The organism is Lachnoanaerobaculum sp. OBRC5-5, assembly GCF_000296385.1.
In the GTDB taxonomy this organism is placed as follows: domain Bacteria; phylum Bacillota; class Clostridia; order Lachnospirales; family Lachnospiraceae; genus Lachnoanaerobaculum.
In genome coordinates this window covers 789,359-805,231 of the sequence record NZ_JH815185.1, presented here as the reverse complement: position 1 = coordinate 805,231, position 15,873 = coordinate 789,359, and the positions used below count along the sequence as shown (strand labels likewise).

The window sequence follows — 15,873 nt, the reverse complement described above, 5'->3', positions numbered from 1 at the left end:
AAAAAGGTATGTCATTAGAAGAAATTTTAAAGAACAAACTTGGTAAGGAAATTTCAGCAGCTTCAGATGCGGAAATTTACACAGCACTCTTGAACATTACAAAAGAGAAGATGGAAGGCATGGAGCATAATACAGGAAACAGAAAGCTATATTACATCTCAGCAGAGTTCCTTATCGGAAAGCTTCTGTCAAACAATCTTATAAACCTTGGAATGTTTGACGAGGTAAGAGAAATACTTTCAAAGAACGGCCACGATATAACAGCGGTTGAAGAGGTGGAGCCTGAGCCTTCACTTGGAAACGGTGGTCTTGGACGTTTGGCTGCATGCTTCCTTGATTCTATCGCAACACTCGGATTAAACGGTGACGGTGTAGGATTAAACTATCATGACGGACTTTTCTTACAAAAGTTTGTAGACAATAAGCAGTATGAAGAGAAGAATCCATGGATTACAGACAACAGTTGGCTTACAAGAACTGATGTGAGTTTTGAAGTTCCTTTCAAAGATTTTACATTAAAGTCCACAATGTATGATATTGATGTTCCGGGATATCATCAGAGCAAATGTAATAAATTACATCTTTTTGATATTGACAGTGTGGATGAGTCTATTATAGGAGACGGCATAAATTTTGATAAACATGACATAGGAAAGAACCTTACATTGTTCTTATATCCTGATGACAGTGATGAGGCAGGACATCTACTTAGAATTTATCAGCAGTACTTTATGGTAAGCAATGCTGCACAACTGATTATAAGAGAAGCGCAGGAAAGAGGTGTAGATCTTTACAGACTTCATGAGCATGTATGTGTTCAGATTAATGATACTCATCCAACTATGGTTATCCCTGAGCTTATCCGTATCCTGACCCAGCAAAAGGGCTTCAACATGGATACAGCTATTGATGTTGTAAGAAAGACATGTGCTTATACAAATCATACAATACTTGCCGAGGCACTTGAGAAGTGGCCGATCAGCTACTTGGAGAAGGTAGTTCCACAGTTATTGCCTATTATCTATGAGCTTGATGCAAGAGTAAGAAGAGAGTTCAGTGATGAGAGAGTATATATCATAGACAATCAGAACCGTGTACATATGGCACATATTGATATTCACTTCGGATATGCAGTAAACGGAGTTGCGGCTCTTCATACAGAGATTTTGAAAAACTCCGAGCTTAAGCATTTTTATGATATCTACCCTGAGAAGTTTAATAACAAGACAAACGGTATTACATTCCGTAGATGGCTTGTTCACTGCAATCATGAGCTTTCAGAGTATCTAAACGAGCTTATAGGACCTGAGTATATGGATAATGCCGAAAATCTTGAAAAGCTTTTAGCTTATAAAGATGATGAGAAGGTGTTAAAGAAGCTTAGAGAAATCAAAAAGGATGCCAAATTAGAGCTTAAGAAGTATTTAAAGCAGACTCAGAATATTGATATTGACGAGAACTCCGTATTTGATATTCAGATAAAGCGTTTGCATGAGTATAAGAGACAGCAGATGAATGCACTCTATGCTATTTACAAATATAAAGAGATCAAGAAGGGACATCTACCGAAGCGTCCGATTACTATGATCTTCGGAGCAAAAGCGGCACCTGCTTACACTATTGCAAAGGATATAATTCATTTGATTCTTTGCCTGCAGCAGTTGGTGGAGAATGATCCGGCTGTAAGTCCATATCTTAAGATAGTTATGGTGGAAAACTACAATGTTACAAAGGCTGAAAAGCTTATCCCTGCTTGTGATATTTCAGAGCAGATCTCACTTGCATCAAAGGAAGCTTCAGGAACAGGAAATATGAAGTTCATGTTAAACGGTGCTGTAACACTCGGTACGGAAGACGGTGCCAATGTAGAGATTCATGAGCTTGTAGGTGATGAAAATATCTATATCTTCGGTAAGAAGTCTGAAGATGTAATAAAGCTTTATGAAACAGCTTCATATCGTTCTGCCGATATCTATGACAACGACCCTGAGGTGGAGGAGTTGGTAGACTTCATTATCAGCAAAGAACTTATCCGTATCGGAGATCCGATGAATCTGTGCAGACTTTATAAGGAAATTGTAGGTAAAGACTGGTTTATGGCACTCCTTGATGTAAAGGATTATATAAAGACAAAAGAGCAGATGTTAAATGACTATGAGGACGAGATGTCTTGGTCAAAGAAGGCACTTGTAAATATAGCAAAGGCCGGATTCTTCTCATCAGACAGAACCATTGCGGAGTATAACAAGGATATCTGGCATTTATAAGGAGATATTTCAATGAAGAAAACAGGAATTTTAATGCCGGTTTCAGCTCTCCCTTCTACTACAGGCGTTGGGGAGCTTGGATGGGCTTCCTATCAGTGGATTGATATAATGAAGGAGAATGGAATAAAGATCTGGCAGATTTTACCTCTAAATCCTGTAGGATACGGAAACTCTCCTTATCAACCATACTCTTCATGTGCAGGTGATGAGCTTTATATCAGCCTTGACTTGCTTTTTGAAGCAGGGTTACTTGATAAGAAACCTGATAAATTTAGAGAAAATGCCAAAAGAGTTGATTATACAGCTGTAAGAGCTTTTAAAGAGAGTTACCTAAGAGAAGCTTTTGAAAAGTTTGTAGCCGGAGACGGACAAAAAGATCCTGCATATGTAGACTTTATGTCACAGGATTGGGTATATACCTATGCTGTATTTCGTGCCCTAAAGCTTGACAACAACGGTGATTGCTGGAATGATTGGAAGGCTGATTACAAGAATTGGTCTGGAGATAAGAGTGCACTTTCTGAAAATGTACAAAAAGAAGCCGAATATCAATGCTTTATTCAATATATTTTCTACACACAGTGGATGGATGTAAAAAGATATGCCAATGAAGCAGGCATCGAAGTTATGGGCGATGTGCCTTTCTATGTCGGACTTGACTCTGTAGATGTTTGGTCTGGTAAAGACAATTTCTTACTTGATACCGACGGAAGACCGCTGTTTATTGCAGGAGTTCCTCCTGATTATTTCAGTGCTACAGGGCAGAGATGGGGAAATCCTATCTATGACTGGGACTATTTAAAGAAAAACAAATATAAGTTCTGGGTGGACAGAATAGGATATAGCAATAAATTGTTTGATATTATCCGTATCGACCACTTCCGTGCATTTGATACCTTCTGGAAGATACCTGCATCATGTCCTACAGCTATTGACGGAGAGTGGATTGAGGCTCCGGGATATGAAGTAATAGATACCTTAAATAAGGAGTTGCCCGGTGTAAATCTTGTGGCTGAGGATTTGGGAGAATTGCGTCCTGAGGTATTGGAGCTTAAGGATCACTATCACTTAAAGGGAATGAGAATACTTCTATTCTCCATTGATACAAAAGGAAAGTATGCAAAAGATATATCAAATGATATAGAGAATGTCATTTTCTATACAGGAACTCATGACAATGATACTCTAATGCAGTGGTATGACGGTTTGACTGTGGCTTCAAAGAGAAAGGTCAGAGAGTTTTTAAAGAAGCAGGATATAAAGTCAGGAAGTATAAAGGACAGACTTTTGACCTATGTGCTAAAGAGTAAGGCAGAGTATGCCATTATACCTTTAGCGGATATAATAGGACTTGGTAAAGAAGGTCATATCAATACACCGGGAACAGTCGGCAGCCCGAACTGGGAATGGCATATGGTAGACTTCGCTAATGCAAAAGTAGAACTGGCAAGATATAAAAATTTGATAATGAACAGATAATAGAAAGTGTCAAGGCTCTTTAATGTAAAAGGGTTTTGACACTTTTTTATATAAGTATAAAATGGTTATAGGAGGTATGATATGAATATAAGATGTTTTCATAATCCTGACGAGGAAAATGGATATTTAAGTAACTGGTATCTTTCAGACTTTGAAATAGATTCGATAAAGTTCTCTTCAATGGAACAGTATATGATGTATAAAAAGGCAATTGTTTTTGATGATACTGAAATTGCAAAGGAAATTTTAGAAACTACAGATGTTTCAAGAATAAAAGCTCTTGGAAGACAGGTTTCAAAATATAATGATACACATTGGAACGGAGTAAGGCAGATTATTATATACAAAGGCTTGCTTGAGAAGTTTTCTCAGAATGAAGATTTAAAGAAAAGACTTCTGAATACAGGTAATGACATACTTGCAGAATGTGCCGTACAGGATAAAATCTGGGGAATAGGTCTTTCCATGAAAGATGTAAACAGATGGGACATGGAAAAGTGGAGAGGTGAAAATCTTTTGGGATTTGCATTGATGATGGTGAGAGAAGAACTACAGATTTGAAAATAAAAATCGAAGAGAGGTGAAATATGTATATTACAAAATATTGGGGAGACTTTATCGGTGGTTCTGATGACAGCTTGAGTCTCATAGAGTTTTTAGAAGGCCTGAATAAAGAAGAAATTACTCTTAAAGAAATATTTACAGGTATAGGACTTGATAGGCAGAATATGGATTTTAGGCAAACAGTCGATAATCTCAAGTTTACCAATTCGATTAGACTGGAAATATACTTTAATTATGCGATAGATATTGTTACAGACCTTGCTGCCATTTTGTTGGAATGTAAAAATAACGGACACGTAAACATTGGAGAATTATATGGCAATGAAGATGAACAAAATCGATTCATACGAGTTGTTGCAACAGAGGAAGAATATACAGCTATAAAAGTTGCGTTGGAAGACTTTGTAAAAGATCCGAAGTCATATGATTTATATGAAATGATAGGTGATGATATCATAGAGATGGCGGAAATTGTAAAAGAGCTGTGGAAAGAACTGCTGCAATATGAGTTATAATATGTTTTGGAGATTGCTATGAGCATTGGATTTGTAAAAGGTATCGATAAAGATAATATTTTACTTTTATGCAAGTGGTCAAATGAAAGAGGAGCGATGTTTCAAGAGCAATGGATGGGAACGGAAGTTTCTTTTCCTCTAACTAATGAAAAAATAGAAAATCTGGAAAACAAATTTTCTATTTTTAATGGTGAAGAGTTTATCGGAATGATACAAGAAGTGCGAATACAAGAAGATAATATTCATATAGGAAGATTTGTATTAAATCCTACAAAAACAGGAGCCGGTCTTGGAACAAAGGCTTTGAAAGAATTTATAGATTTTATCTTTAAAGATGAGAATATTCAAAGTATCTCTTTGACTGTATTTGACTTTAATAAAAGTGCAAAGAGAGTTTATTATAAGCTTGGCTTTGAGATTTATGAAGTGATTGAAACTCCAAAGTTAAAGTATATTATGAAAAAGTTCAGGTAATATAAGGAACTTATCAAAGATAAGATAGTGGCATTAACTCAAGTATTTTAAGAACACTTAGAATACGGTATGAAAATAAAGAATTTACGGAGATAAAATTGAAAGGTATAGATGTTATATACAAGAAACAGATTTTAACACTCACAAGATTTTGGGGTGATAACAGATTATGTTTATTCGCGAAAAACCCAAGCCAAATTCATATTCCCAAAATGGAATTTGTCGGTGGATATCCTAATGAATGGTGTATTTTTATTGATAGCCTTACTGATGATGAAAAGGCTGAGATTACAGATTTAAATGGAAGACATATCAGCTTACAGGGAATAGGCATATAAATCCTGAGTTTATAAATATTATAAAACTACATACCGAAAAGGTCGGAATGAGTACCGGTTTCAGTCGCAATGATAATAAGTCTATCATCTTCAATACGATATACCAGTAGCCAATCCGGTTCTATGTGACATTCTCTAAAGTCTGACATATTACCGGAAAGTTGATGGTCTCTATATTTAGATTCAAGTGGTTATATCCGAAACAGCTTCCTTAGCAGATTTATATGGCCCATTTAAGTTTCTATTTAATCTTGCATCTTGAATTGTTGTAAAACTTTCATTATATTGCTTATTATGTGCGACCGGAAACGGTAATCCATTGTGCTCAAGTGAAGCATTTAAGAAAATTCTTATTGCTGTAGATGTATCCAAACCCAGACTTGAAAATAGTGAGTCGGCGTCTTTCTTTAGTTGATCGTCTATACGAATTTGTAGTGTTGACATATTACACCTCCAATAATCATGTAATTAGCTGTATTGCAATTATAGTATAAATACAGAATATATGCAATGTTGATAAATATAAATTATTGTTATGTATTTATTCCCGTCTTCCGTCGAAGTACTATGAAAGTTCCGACGCTTTAAATTTCTAATAGCCTATTTAATTTTACACAATTCTTTTAAACCCTTTATTTTAAAGGCTTTTCTTGCACAAAAAATATTTTAAAAAATTTGATTAAATTTTTAAAGTATGTTATAATCATAGTACTTCATAGTACTTTTGTTTTGGAGGTGATTATGGCTTATTTTTTGAGAAAAGAAAAGAAGAAAAAAGGGACTTATCTTCAGATGTATGAATCATTTTGGGATAAGGATAAAAAGCAACCAAGAACAAGAAATGTAAAATCTTTTGGTTATGTTGAAGATTTGATTTCAGATGAGATTCCGGATCCTATTAAATTTTACAGCAACTACATAAAAGAGCAAAATGAGAATAGAACAAAAGCTCTTTCTGAAGAGTCACGTCCTCGTGCATTTTCCTCCCCTGTCGAACTTAATATAGGACACTTTTTGCTATCCTCTATAATTGATGAGCTTGATGTTAAGGATACTATTGATATACTTGCTTCTCAAATGCGTTTTCAGTTTTCTGTATTTGATTTAATTACACAACTTATTTATGCAAGGGTTATATCACCATGCTCTAAGTCAAAGACAGCCTCTCATGTATTTCCATACCTTTATGGCAGTTCAACCATCTCTGAAGACCAAGTATATGACGGATGTTCTTTCATAGGAGAGTCTTATAAGAAGTACATTGATTTGTTTAATCACTCTTATGAAAGGTATTATAAAAGAGACTTAAGCAATGTATTTTTCGATTGCACTAATTATTACTTTGAAATTGATCTTCCTAGCGATGACAAGCAAAAGGGACCTTCTAAAGAGAATAGGCACTCTCCGATAATAGGGCAAGCTTTACTTTTAGACGCCGACCTTGTACCTGTCTCCATGCAAATGTATCCCGGAAATGAATCGGAAAAACCATATATCAGAAAAGTTATTGAAGAAATGAAGCAACGACATAATGTATCAGGTAAAACTATTCAGGTGGCTGATAAAGGCCTTAATTGTGCAAGAAATATTTATTCTGCCGTTAAAGAAGCTAATGACGGATATATATTTTCAAAGTCAATACATGGTAAGAATCTAAGTGAAAAGGAAAAGAAATGGGTTCTACTTGAGAATGATACAAATGTCTTTTCTAATTATACTGATGAAAGAGGTAATATATCTTTTCGTCTTAAATCATGTATTGACAGTTTTGATTATAGTTTTAAAGAGATTGATCCGGAAACAGGAAAAGAGAGTGTTACAAGGTTCTCTGTAAAAGAAAAGCGTATCGTCTCTTATAATCCTAATCTTGCAAAAAAACAAAGGCTTGAAATAATGAAGATGGTTGATAAAGCTTCAAAGTTTTCAACGTACAAAAATATCGCTAAAGATGAACTTGGAGATTGCGCTAAATATATAGACATCATAACAAAAGATAGTGCAGGCAATACTATAAAGCCTATAATAGATTTAAATAAATCTAAGATTGATGAAGACCTTAAATATGCAGGATATAATCTTTTAGTTACATCTGAGATAGATATGGAGCCTGTACAGGTATATAAGACATACCATAGCCTATGGAAGATCGAGGAATCTTTTAGACTTACAAAATCATACCTGGATGCAAGACCTGTTTATTTACAGAAAAAAGAAACAATCTATGGGCATTTTTTGATATGCTACCTTAGCTTGTTTCTTTTAAGAGTATTAGAAATCAAGTGTTTCAAGAATAAAATAAACTCTTATGACTTGATCAACTTTATGCGTGATTTTAGGGTGGTAAATAAAGGTGATAATACATATATCAATATATCAAGAGATCAGGCCATTAACGAAAGGGTTAAAAAACTGGTTGGTTTTAGTAACCTTGATGCCTTCTATTTAACCAAAGCTGAAGTCGACAATTTCTTTCAAAACTGCATGCTCTTGGACACCTAGAGTACTAGGTTTTGAGAGAAACGACGGAAGTCAGATATTACAATTATAGTATAAATACAGAATATATGCAATGTTGATAAATATAAATTATTGTTATGTATTTATTTTAATGCTTACATAATCTCGGCTATTTTGTCTGAAAAATCAAAAGCATATTTTATATTCATTGCAGCTTTTTCTATACTCCATGAGCGAAGGCTATCTTTGTTTCTTGGTGATGCAAAAAGACGTTTATTATTATAAGCTGCAATATAAATGCGAGATTCGGTGCTGTATAGAGAAAGTACGCAGTCCGAAATACTGTTGTTAAACAGGTCAATAACAGCAGGAGTTAATAACATCCTTGCTGATTGTTCGTCAGTACAGTAGGTGTTGTAGTGCTCGCCTTGCCATAAATCATCTACATTAATCTTCTTTCCGCCTGACATATTACCAAGATATCCCCCTTGAGTCTTGAGATTAAGGAAATGCTTTGTCGGAATAATTCGCAAATTTCCTTTTAAAGAGTGTGTATTTTTAATAGAGTAAACTTGTCCGATAAAGCCCGTAATCTCACGAAGGTTCTTTATCTCATCCTTTCCTGTTGCCAATCCTTTTGTGACAGTATATGCATATAAATCCACTATTTCAATATCTTTTTCATTGTTTAGCTTAAATATCCCTGATTGGATATAGTATTTTGCAGCAGGGACTACCTCTTCTACATTACTTGGTGAAATATCATGTTCAGTATCAATTTTGGCCAAAGGATAAAGTGCTTGCAGTATCGGTTCAAGAATTTCACTTTCGTAAACTACGCGCAGTTTGCTTCTTTGCTTTTCTTCAAAGCCCGGACCCAATAGGCTATAAACCAGAACACTTATAATTTGTAGTGCTATAAGAAATAGAATCAGTCTTGCGATAAACTTCATAAGTTTATCTATCAAAACACTGTCCGGAAGAATGCCTTGTTCTTCCAAAAAGAAAAAGCCTCTACCGACAATAATGCTTATAAATATCAGAATAATATTTCGAACAAAATAATTCGTAACACTATCTTTACAATTTACTATATTTTGTACGGCTCTCCAACTACGCTGAAATCGTGAGGTTTTCCATAGATTATTTATTTTATTTTTTTCCTCAGGACTTAAATCTATTTCCGTTATTCTCTCCCTATTTTATAAACTATTTTCAAGTAATCCGTTCGTTCCCCTTATACAGTAATATCTTCCAATTAGTACAAGTTTTATAGGGTATTGAAATTCAGTTTTTCAATACTTTGAACATAGAAGAAAACAGATTTTTTAACTTTTTAAGTATACCATAAGTAAGTTATAAAGTGTAAAGTACATAAAAAAATATATAACTCGAAATAAAACAGTGGAAATCCAATTAAATTATTCTCGGGAGGTAGTAATATGATAATTAAACAAGATTATTATCTAAAGAAAACCAAATTATATAAATTCAAGTATACCACATTATAATTAATGAAATTCAATTATCTGTTGCTGTAAGCATATTGAAAGAAAGAAGACATACTTTAAGCATAGACAATATAAAGTAAATATAATATAATTATTTTATAAAAAAGGGAGTAAAGTAATGTATTCATTTGAATGGGATGATAATAAAAATACTATAAATAAAGCAAAACATGGTATCAGTTTTGAAGAGGTGAAAACAGTATTTTATGACGAAGAGGCACTTGTAGAATATGATGATCTACATTCAGATGTGGAAGAAAGATTTCGTATCCTAGGATGTAGTAATATAGGAAATATTTTAGTTGTTGTTCATTGTATTCGGAAAGAGTCGGTTATAATAATAATATCTTCAAGAAAAGCGACTTCATACGAAAGAAAAAATTATGAGAGGAGTATTTTATCATGAGTGAATCTATGAGAGATGAATTTCTTGAAAAGGAATTTGATTTTAGTAAAGCTATAAAAAATCCATACATTAAAGAGCTTAAGAAGCAGGTAACTATTAAGATATCGCCAACAGTTATAGATTATTTTAAAGAAGAAGCTGTAGAAACAGGTATTCCGTATCAAACATTGATTAACTTATATTTGACAGAGTGTGTAAAAGAGAAGAAGAAACTTGATATCAGTTGGAAATAGTTGTTTGATTTTATATCATTATAAAAATCTAAAATTTTGACAACTGAGCAGCTATATTAGAATCCCTTTTAAACGGTCAAAATATTATTAGCATAATTCTGCTGCTATAGATTTATTCAGGAGTAAATCATGGACAAAAATATAAATAAATTTATATATGACAGGCACAGCAATATCATTTGCAGCCTTAACGGCAGCAGAGTAAAGGAACTTAAATTCCATAATAAAATGCTTACTCTAAAGGTTGATTCATTATTTCAATATGTAAATAATGAAGAAGTAGAACACGAGGGTGAAGTCTGTTTTAAAGATTGCGATTTAAGACTTTGTAGTATGTTGATTTTTAATAAAATCTTAGGTAAAGGTCATTTTATCGGAGATGCTATTTCTTTAGAGGAATTTATGGATGTTCATAAAAATTGTGGGTTTGAGATTATTACAGAAGGCTACTTTGGAAATTCAACTACTTACTCAGGATGGCTTTGGGAAGAAGGGAAAAATCCTGTATCAGCCATTATGTTTATTTGGAACAGTGGGGATATGGAGTATTGTGTTTATGAAGAATTTTAATTATTTAATTTTAAGTATTTCAATTGTATAAAATCAGGTGTATAATAATATAAAATCAATTTGAAAGGAAGTAAAGCTTATGAAAGCTAATTATGATATAGTTGTTATCGGTTTCGGTAAAGCAGGAAAGACACTTGCTGCGAAGTTTAGTAAATCCGGTAAAAGTGTTGCTTTAATTGAGAAAGATAAAAATATGTATGGAGGTACCTGCATTAATGTAGGTTGTATTCCTTCAAAAAGGCTTATAACTGATGCGTTAAGAACTCCAAAAGGAGGGTTTGAGGAAAAAGCACAGCATTATAAGGAGACGGTTGCTGAAAAGAAGAAACTTACAGCAGCTCTAAATAAGGCAAATTACGATAAGATAGCAAGCGCGGGTGTGGAGATAATTGACGGAACAGCATCATTTAAGGATAATCATCATATTATTGTTTCAACTAAAGACGGAAATGTGGAAATTGAGGCTGAGAAGTTTATTATCAATACAGGTTCTGTTACTGTAATACCGAAGATTGAAGGAGTCGACAGTAAAGGCGTATATACATCAGAGTCTATTATGAATCTTGAGGAGTTACCGAAAAGACTTACTATAGTAGGTGGTGGTTATATAGGGCTTGAGTTTGCATCTATGTATGCAGATTTCGGAAGCAAGGTAACTGTAGTTCAAGACGGTGATGTATTCTTACCTAGAGAAGACGAGGATATTGCTAAGGCAATCCGTGAAGTATTGGAGGCGAAGTCTGTAGAGATAGTTACGGGCGCAAAGGTGACCAAATCCGAAGAAGGAAAATTATATTATGAGGTTGTAGGAGAGGTAAAGACTTTGGAATCTGATGCAATTTTACTTGCTGTAGGTCGTAGACCGAATACAGACGGCCTTGGATGCGAAAATGCCGGAGTTAAGCTTACTGACAGAGGTGGCGTAGTTACAGATGAGCATTTAAAAACAAGTGCGGATAATATCTGGGCGGCAGGAGATGTCTGCGGTAAGCTTCAGTTTACATATATTTCACTTGATGACAGCAGAATCATATGGGATGAAATAATGGGAGAGGATAAGAGAACTACTGAGAACAGAGGAGCATTCTCTTATTCTGTATTTATAAATCCTCCGTTCTCAAGAGTGGGAATGAGTGAAAGAGATGCAAAGGCTGCCGGAATTGAATACAAAGTTTTAAGCCTCAGTGCCAATGCAATTCCTAAGGCTAAGGTTTTAAGAAAGACCGACGGACTGTTAAAAGCTTTAGTTACTGCTGACGGCACAATTTTGGGTGCTGAGCTTTTCTGTGAAGAGTCTTATGAGATGATTAACTTTATAAAACTGGCAATGGATCATGGTATCAAAGCAAAGGACATTGCAAACTTTATATTTACACATCCTACAATGTCAGAGAGTCTAAACGACTTATTTGCAATGTAAAATAATAAAACGGTATCAAGTTGACACTTTTTTTACTTGCTGCCGTTTTTTTATTTAAAAATCTTGATTTTAATAAAATCTTATGATACCTGACTTCCGTCGTTTCTCTCAAAACCTAGTACTCTAGGCATCCAAGAGCATGCAGTTTTGAAAGAAATTGTCGACTTCAGCTTTGGTTAAATAGAGGGCATCAAGGTTACTAAAACCAACCAGTTTTTTAACCTTTTCGTTAACGGACTGGTATCTTGATATATTGATATATGTATTATCACCTTTATTTACCACTCTAAAATCACGCATAAAGTTAATCAAGTCATAAGAGTTTATTTTATTCTTGAAGCACTTGATTTCTAATACTCTTAAAAGAAACAAACTAAGGTAGCATATCAAAAAATGCCCGTAGATTGTTTCTTTTTTCTGTAAATAAACAGGCCTGGCATCCAGGTATGATTTTGTAAGTCTAAAAGATTCCTCGATTTTCCATAGGCTATGGTATGTCTTATATACCTGTAATGGCTCCATGTCTATCTCAGATGTCACTAAAAGGTTATATCCTGCATATTTAAGATCTTCATCAATCTTAGATTTATTTAAATCTATTATAGGCTTTATTGTCTTGCCTGTACTATCTTTAGTTATGATGTCTAAATATTTAGCGCAATCTCCAAGTTCATCTTTAGCGATATTTTTGTATGTAGAAAACTTTGAAGCTTTATCGACCATTTTCATTATTTCAAGTCTTTGTTTCTTTGCAAGGTTAGGATTATAAGAGACGATACGCTTTTCTTTTACAGAGAACTTTGTAACACTCTCTTTTCCTGTTTCCGGATCGATCTCTTTAAAGCTGTAGTCAAAGCTGTCAATACAGGATTTAAGACGAAAAGATATATTACCTCTTTCATCAGTGTAATTAGAAAAGACATTTGTATCATTCTCAAGTAGAACCCATTTCTTTTCCTTTTCACTTAGATTCTTACCATGTATTGATTTTGAGAATATATAGCCGTCATTATCTTCTTTAACGGCAGCATAAATATTTCTTGCACAATTAAGTCCTTTATCAGCCACCTGAATTGTCTTACCTGATACGCTGTGTCGTTGCTTCATTTCTTCAATAACTTTTCTAATATACGGCTTTTCCGATTCATTTCCGGGATACATTTGCATGGAGACAGGTACGAGATCAGCATCTAAAAGTAAAGCTTGCCCTATTATCGGGGAGTGCCTATTCTCTTTTGAAGGTCCCTTTTGCTTATCATCACTAGGGATATCAATTTCAAAGTAATAATTAGTGCAATCAAAAAATACATTGCTTAGATCCCTTTTATAATACCTTTCATAAGAGTGATTAAATAAATCAATATACTTTTTATAAGACTCTCCTATGAAAGAACACCCGTCATATACTTGGTCTTCAGAGATTGTAGAGCTGCCATAAAGGTATGGAAATATATGAGAGGCTGTCTTTGACTTAGAGCATGGAGATATAACTCTTGCATAAATAAGTTGTGTAATTAAGTCAAATACAGAGAACTGAAAACGCATTTGAGAAGCAAGTATATCAATAGTTTCTTTAACATCAAGCTCATCAATTAATGAGTAGAGTAAGAAGTGCCCTATATTAAGTTCAACAGGGGAGGAAAATGCACGAGGACGTGACTCTTCAGAAAGAGCTTTTGTTCTATTCTCATTTTGCTCTTTTACATAGTCACTGTAAAATTTAACAGGATCAGGAATCTCACCTGAAATCAAATCCTCAACATAACCAAAAGATTTTACATTTTTTGTTCTTGGTTGCTTTTTATCCTTATCCCAAAATGATTCATACATCTGAAGATAAGTACCTTTTTTCTTCTTTTCTTTTCTCAAAAAATAAGCCATAAACACCTCTAAAAGTAAAGTACTATGAAGTACTATGATTATAACATACTCAAAAAAAATTTTCAACTTTTTTTAAATATTTTTTATGGCAGAAAAGCCTTTAAAATAAGGGGTCTAAAAGAATTGCGTAAAATCAAATAGCTTATTAGAAATTTAAAACGTCGGAACTTTCATAGTACTTCGACGGAAGACGGGTATTGTGTTTATGAAGAATTTTAATTATTTAATTTTAAGTATTTCAATTGTATAAAATCAGGTGTATAATAATATAAAATCAATTTGAAAGGAAGTAAAGCTTATGAAAGCTAATTATGATATAGTTGTTATCGGTTTCGGTAAAGCAGGAAAGACACTTGCTGCGAAGTTTAGTAAATCCGGTAAAAGTGTTGCTTTAATTGAGAAAGATAAAAATATGTATGGAGGTACCTGCATTAATGTAGGTTGTATTCCTTCAAAAAGGCTTATAACTGATGCGTTAAGAACTCCAAAAGGAGGGTTTGAGGAAAAAGCACAGCATTATAAGGAGACGGTTGCTGAAAAGAAGAAACTTACAGCAGCTCTAAATAAGGCAAATTACGATAAGATAGCAAGCGCGGGTGTGGAGATAATTGACGGAACAGCATCATTTAAGGATAATCATCATATTATTGTTTCAACTAAAGACGGAAATGTGGAAATTGAGGCTGAGAAGTTTATTATCAATACAGGTTCTGTTACTGTAATACCGAAGATTGAAGGAGTCGACAGTAAAGGCGTATATACATCAGAGTCTATTATGAATCTTGAGGAGTTACCGAAAAGACTTACTATAGTAGGTGGTGGTTATATAGGGCTTGAGTTTGCATCTATGTATGCAGATTTCGGAAGCAAGGTAACTGTAGTTCAAGACGGTGATGTATTCTTACCTAGAGAAGACGAGGATATTGCTAAGGCAATCCGTGAAGTATTGGAGGCGAAGTCTGTAGAGATAGTTACGGGCGCAAAGGTGACCAAATCCGAAGAAGGAAAATTATATTATGAGGTTGTAGGAGAGGTAAAGACTTTGGAATCTGATGCAATTTTACTTGCTGTAGGTCGTAGACCGAATACAGACGGCCTTGGATGCGAAAATGCCGGAGTTAAGCTTACTGACAGAGGTGGCGTAGTTACAGATGAGCATTTAAAAACAAGTGCGGATAATATCTGGGCGGCAGGAGATGTCTGCGGTAAGCTTCAGTTTACATATATTTCACTTGATGACAGCAGAATCATATGGGATGAAATAATGGGAGAGGATAAGAGAACTACTGAGAACAGAGGAGCATTCTCTTATTCTGTATTTATAAATCCTCCGTTCTCAAGAGTGGGAATGAGTGAAAGAGATGCAAAGGCTGCCGGAATTGAATACAAAGTTTTAAGCCTCAGTGCCAATGCAATTCCTAAGGCTAAGGTTTTAAGAAAGACCGACGGACTGTTAAAAGCTTTAGTTACTGCTGACGGCACAATTTTGGGTGCTGAGCTTTTCTGTGAAGAGTCTTATGAGATGATTAACTTTATAAAACTGGCAATGGATCATGGTATCAAAGCAAAGGACATTGCAAACTTTATATTTACACATCCTACAATGTCAGAGAGTCTAAACGACTTATTTGCAATGTAAAATAATAAAACGGTATCAAGTTGACACTTTTTTTACTTGCTGCCGTTTTTTTATTTAAAAATCTTGATTTTAATAAAATCTTATGATACCTGACTTCCGTCGTTTCTCTCAAAACCTAG

Annotated in this window: 15 protein-coding genes and 1 pseudogene; 12 read left to right on the top strand and 4 right to left on the bottom strand. The window is 34.3% G+C overall.

The window, feature by feature from the left end; translation table 11 throughout:
• Nucleotides 1-8 precede the first annotated feature (8 nt).
• The 6 genes from HMPREF1135_RS03665 (at nt 9) to HMPREF1135_RS03640 (ending at nt 5,637) form a co-directional block, all read left to right on the top strand.
• Nucleotides 9-2,267, top strand: a complete 2,259-nt coding sequence (locus tag HMPREF1135_RS03665) for a glycogen/starch/alpha-glucan phosphorylase (protein WP_007592120.1) — start codon at nt 9-11, stop codon at nt 2,265-2,267.
• A gap of 12 nt (nt 2,268-2,279) precedes the next feature.
• Entirely contained in the window at nt 2,280-3,746 is a 1,467-nt protein-coding gene (gene malQ, locus HMPREF1135_RS03660; protein ID WP_007592118.1) for a 4-alpha-glucanotransferase, read from the top strand.
• Nucleotides 3,747-3,827: 81 nt separating this feature from the next.
• On the top strand, nt 3,828-4,307 hold the full coding sequence (locus tag HMPREF1135_RS03655; RefSeq protein WP_007592116.1) for an NADAR family protein: 480 nt from the start codon (nt 3,828-3,830) through the stop codon (nt 4,305-4,307).
• A 26-nt stretch (nt 4,308-4,333) separates the two neighbouring features.
• Nucleotides 4,334-4,825 (top strand): imm68 putative immunity domain-containing protein, encoded by a 492-nt coding sequence (locus HMPREF1135_RS03650; protein ID WP_007592114.1) that lies wholly within the window; start codon nt 4,334-4,336, stop codon nt 4,823-4,825.
• Nucleotides 4,826-4,843: 18 nt separating this feature from the next.
• The gene (locus tag HMPREF1135_RS03645; protein WP_007592112.1) at nt 4,844-5,299 is read left to right on the top strand and encodes a GNAT family N-acetyltransferase; all 456 of its coding nucleotides are present in this window, start codon (nt 4,844-4,846) and stop codon (nt 5,297-5,299) included.
• Nucleotides 5,300-5,397: 98 nt separating this feature from the next.
• Nucleotides 5,398-5,637: a hypothetical protein gene (locus HMPREF1135_RS03640; protein ID WP_007592110.1), complete on the top strand. Its 240-nt coding sequence runs from the start codon at nt 5,398-5,400 to the stop codon at nt 5,635-5,637.
• Nucleotides 5,638-5,663: 26 nt separating this feature from the next.
• Here the strand turns inward: HMPREF1135_RS03640 and HMPREF1135_RS13655 are convergent.
• Nucleotides 5,664-5,828: pseudogene (locus tag HMPREF1135_RS13655) on the bottom strand (type II toxin-antitoxin system YafQ family toxin); the annotation flags it as partial.
• Nucleotides 5,821-6,081, bottom strand: coding sequence for a type II toxin-antitoxin system RelB/DinJ family antitoxin (locus HMPREF1135_RS03635; RefSeq protein ID WP_007592109.1), 261 nt, complete (start codon nt 6,079-6,081; stop codon nt 5,821-5,823). The gene HMPREF1135_RS03635 and the pseudogene HMPREF1135_RS13655, both read right to left, overlap by 8 nt.
• Nucleotides 6,082-6,378: 297 nt before the next feature.
• On the opposite strand from HMPREF1135_RS03635, the gene HMPREF1135_RS03630 reads away from it, so the two are divergent.
• On the top strand, nt 6,379-8,136 hold the full coding sequence (locus HMPREF1135_RS03630; protein WP_007592107.1) for an IS1634 family transposase: 1,758 nt from the start codon (nt 6,379-6,381) through the stop codon (nt 8,134-8,136).
• A 113-nt stretch (nt 8,137-8,249) separates the two neighbouring features.
• Here HMPREF1135_RS03630 and HMPREF1135_RS03625 read toward each other — a convergent pair whose 3' ends face one another.
• Nucleotides 8,250-9,095: a DUF3137 domain-containing protein gene (locus HMPREF1135_RS03625; protein ID WP_007592106.1), complete on the bottom strand. Its 846-nt coding sequence runs from the start codon at nt 9,093-9,095 to the stop codon at nt 8,250-8,252.
• A gap of 628 nt (nt 9,096-9,723) precedes the next feature.
• Here HMPREF1135_RS03625 and HMPREF1135_RS03620 point away from each other — a divergent pair.
• From HMPREF1135_RS03620 to HMPREF1135_RS03605, 4 genes are all read left to right on the top strand, one after another.
• The gene (locus HMPREF1135_RS03620; protein WP_007592104.1) at nt 9,724-10,011 is read left to right on the top strand and encodes a BrnT family toxin; all 288 of its coding nucleotides are present in this window, start codon (nt 9,724-9,726) and stop codon (nt 10,009-10,011) included.
• Nucleotides 10,008-10,244 carry a BrnA antitoxin family protein gene (locus tag HMPREF1135_RS03615; RefSeq protein WP_007592102.1) on the top strand — a complete coding sequence of 79 codons (237 nt, stop codon included), beginning with the start codon at nt 10,008-10,010 and terminating at the stop codon, nt 10,242-10,244. The genes HMPREF1135_RS03620 and HMPREF1135_RS03615 overlap by 4 nt, the downstream gene beginning before the upstream one ends.
• A 129-nt stretch (nt 10,245-10,373) precedes the next feature.
• Nucleotides 10,374-10,814: a hypothetical protein gene (locus HMPREF1135_RS03610; protein WP_007592100.1), complete on the top strand. Its 441-nt coding sequence runs from the start codon at nt 10,374-10,376 to the stop codon at nt 10,812-10,814.
• 79 nt (nt 10,815-10,893) lie between these two features.
• Nucleotides 10,894-12,234: an FAD-dependent oxidoreductase gene (locus HMPREF1135_RS03605; RefSeq protein ID WP_007592096.1), complete on the top strand. Its 1,341-nt coding sequence runs from the start codon at nt 10,894-10,896 to the stop codon at nt 12,232-12,234.
• Nucleotides 12,235-12,357: 123 nt separating this feature from the next.
• On the opposite strand, the gene HMPREF1135_RS03600 is transcribed toward HMPREF1135_RS03605, so the two are convergent.
• Entirely contained in the window at nt 12,358-14,115 is a 1,758-nt protein-coding gene (locus HMPREF1135_RS03600; RefSeq protein WP_007592098.1) for an IS1634 family transposase, read from the bottom strand.
• Nucleotides 14,116-14,413: 298 nt separating this feature from the next.
• Here HMPREF1135_RS03600 and HMPREF1135_RS03595 point away from each other — a divergent pair, with 298 nt between their 5' ends.
• Nucleotides 14,414-15,754 (top strand): FAD-dependent oxidoreductase, encoded by a 1,341-nt coding sequence (locus tag HMPREF1135_RS03595; protein WP_007592096.1) that lies wholly within the window; start codon nt 14,414-14,416, stop codon nt 15,752-15,754.
• The last annotated feature ends 119 nt before the right edge of the window (nt 15,755-15,873 follow it).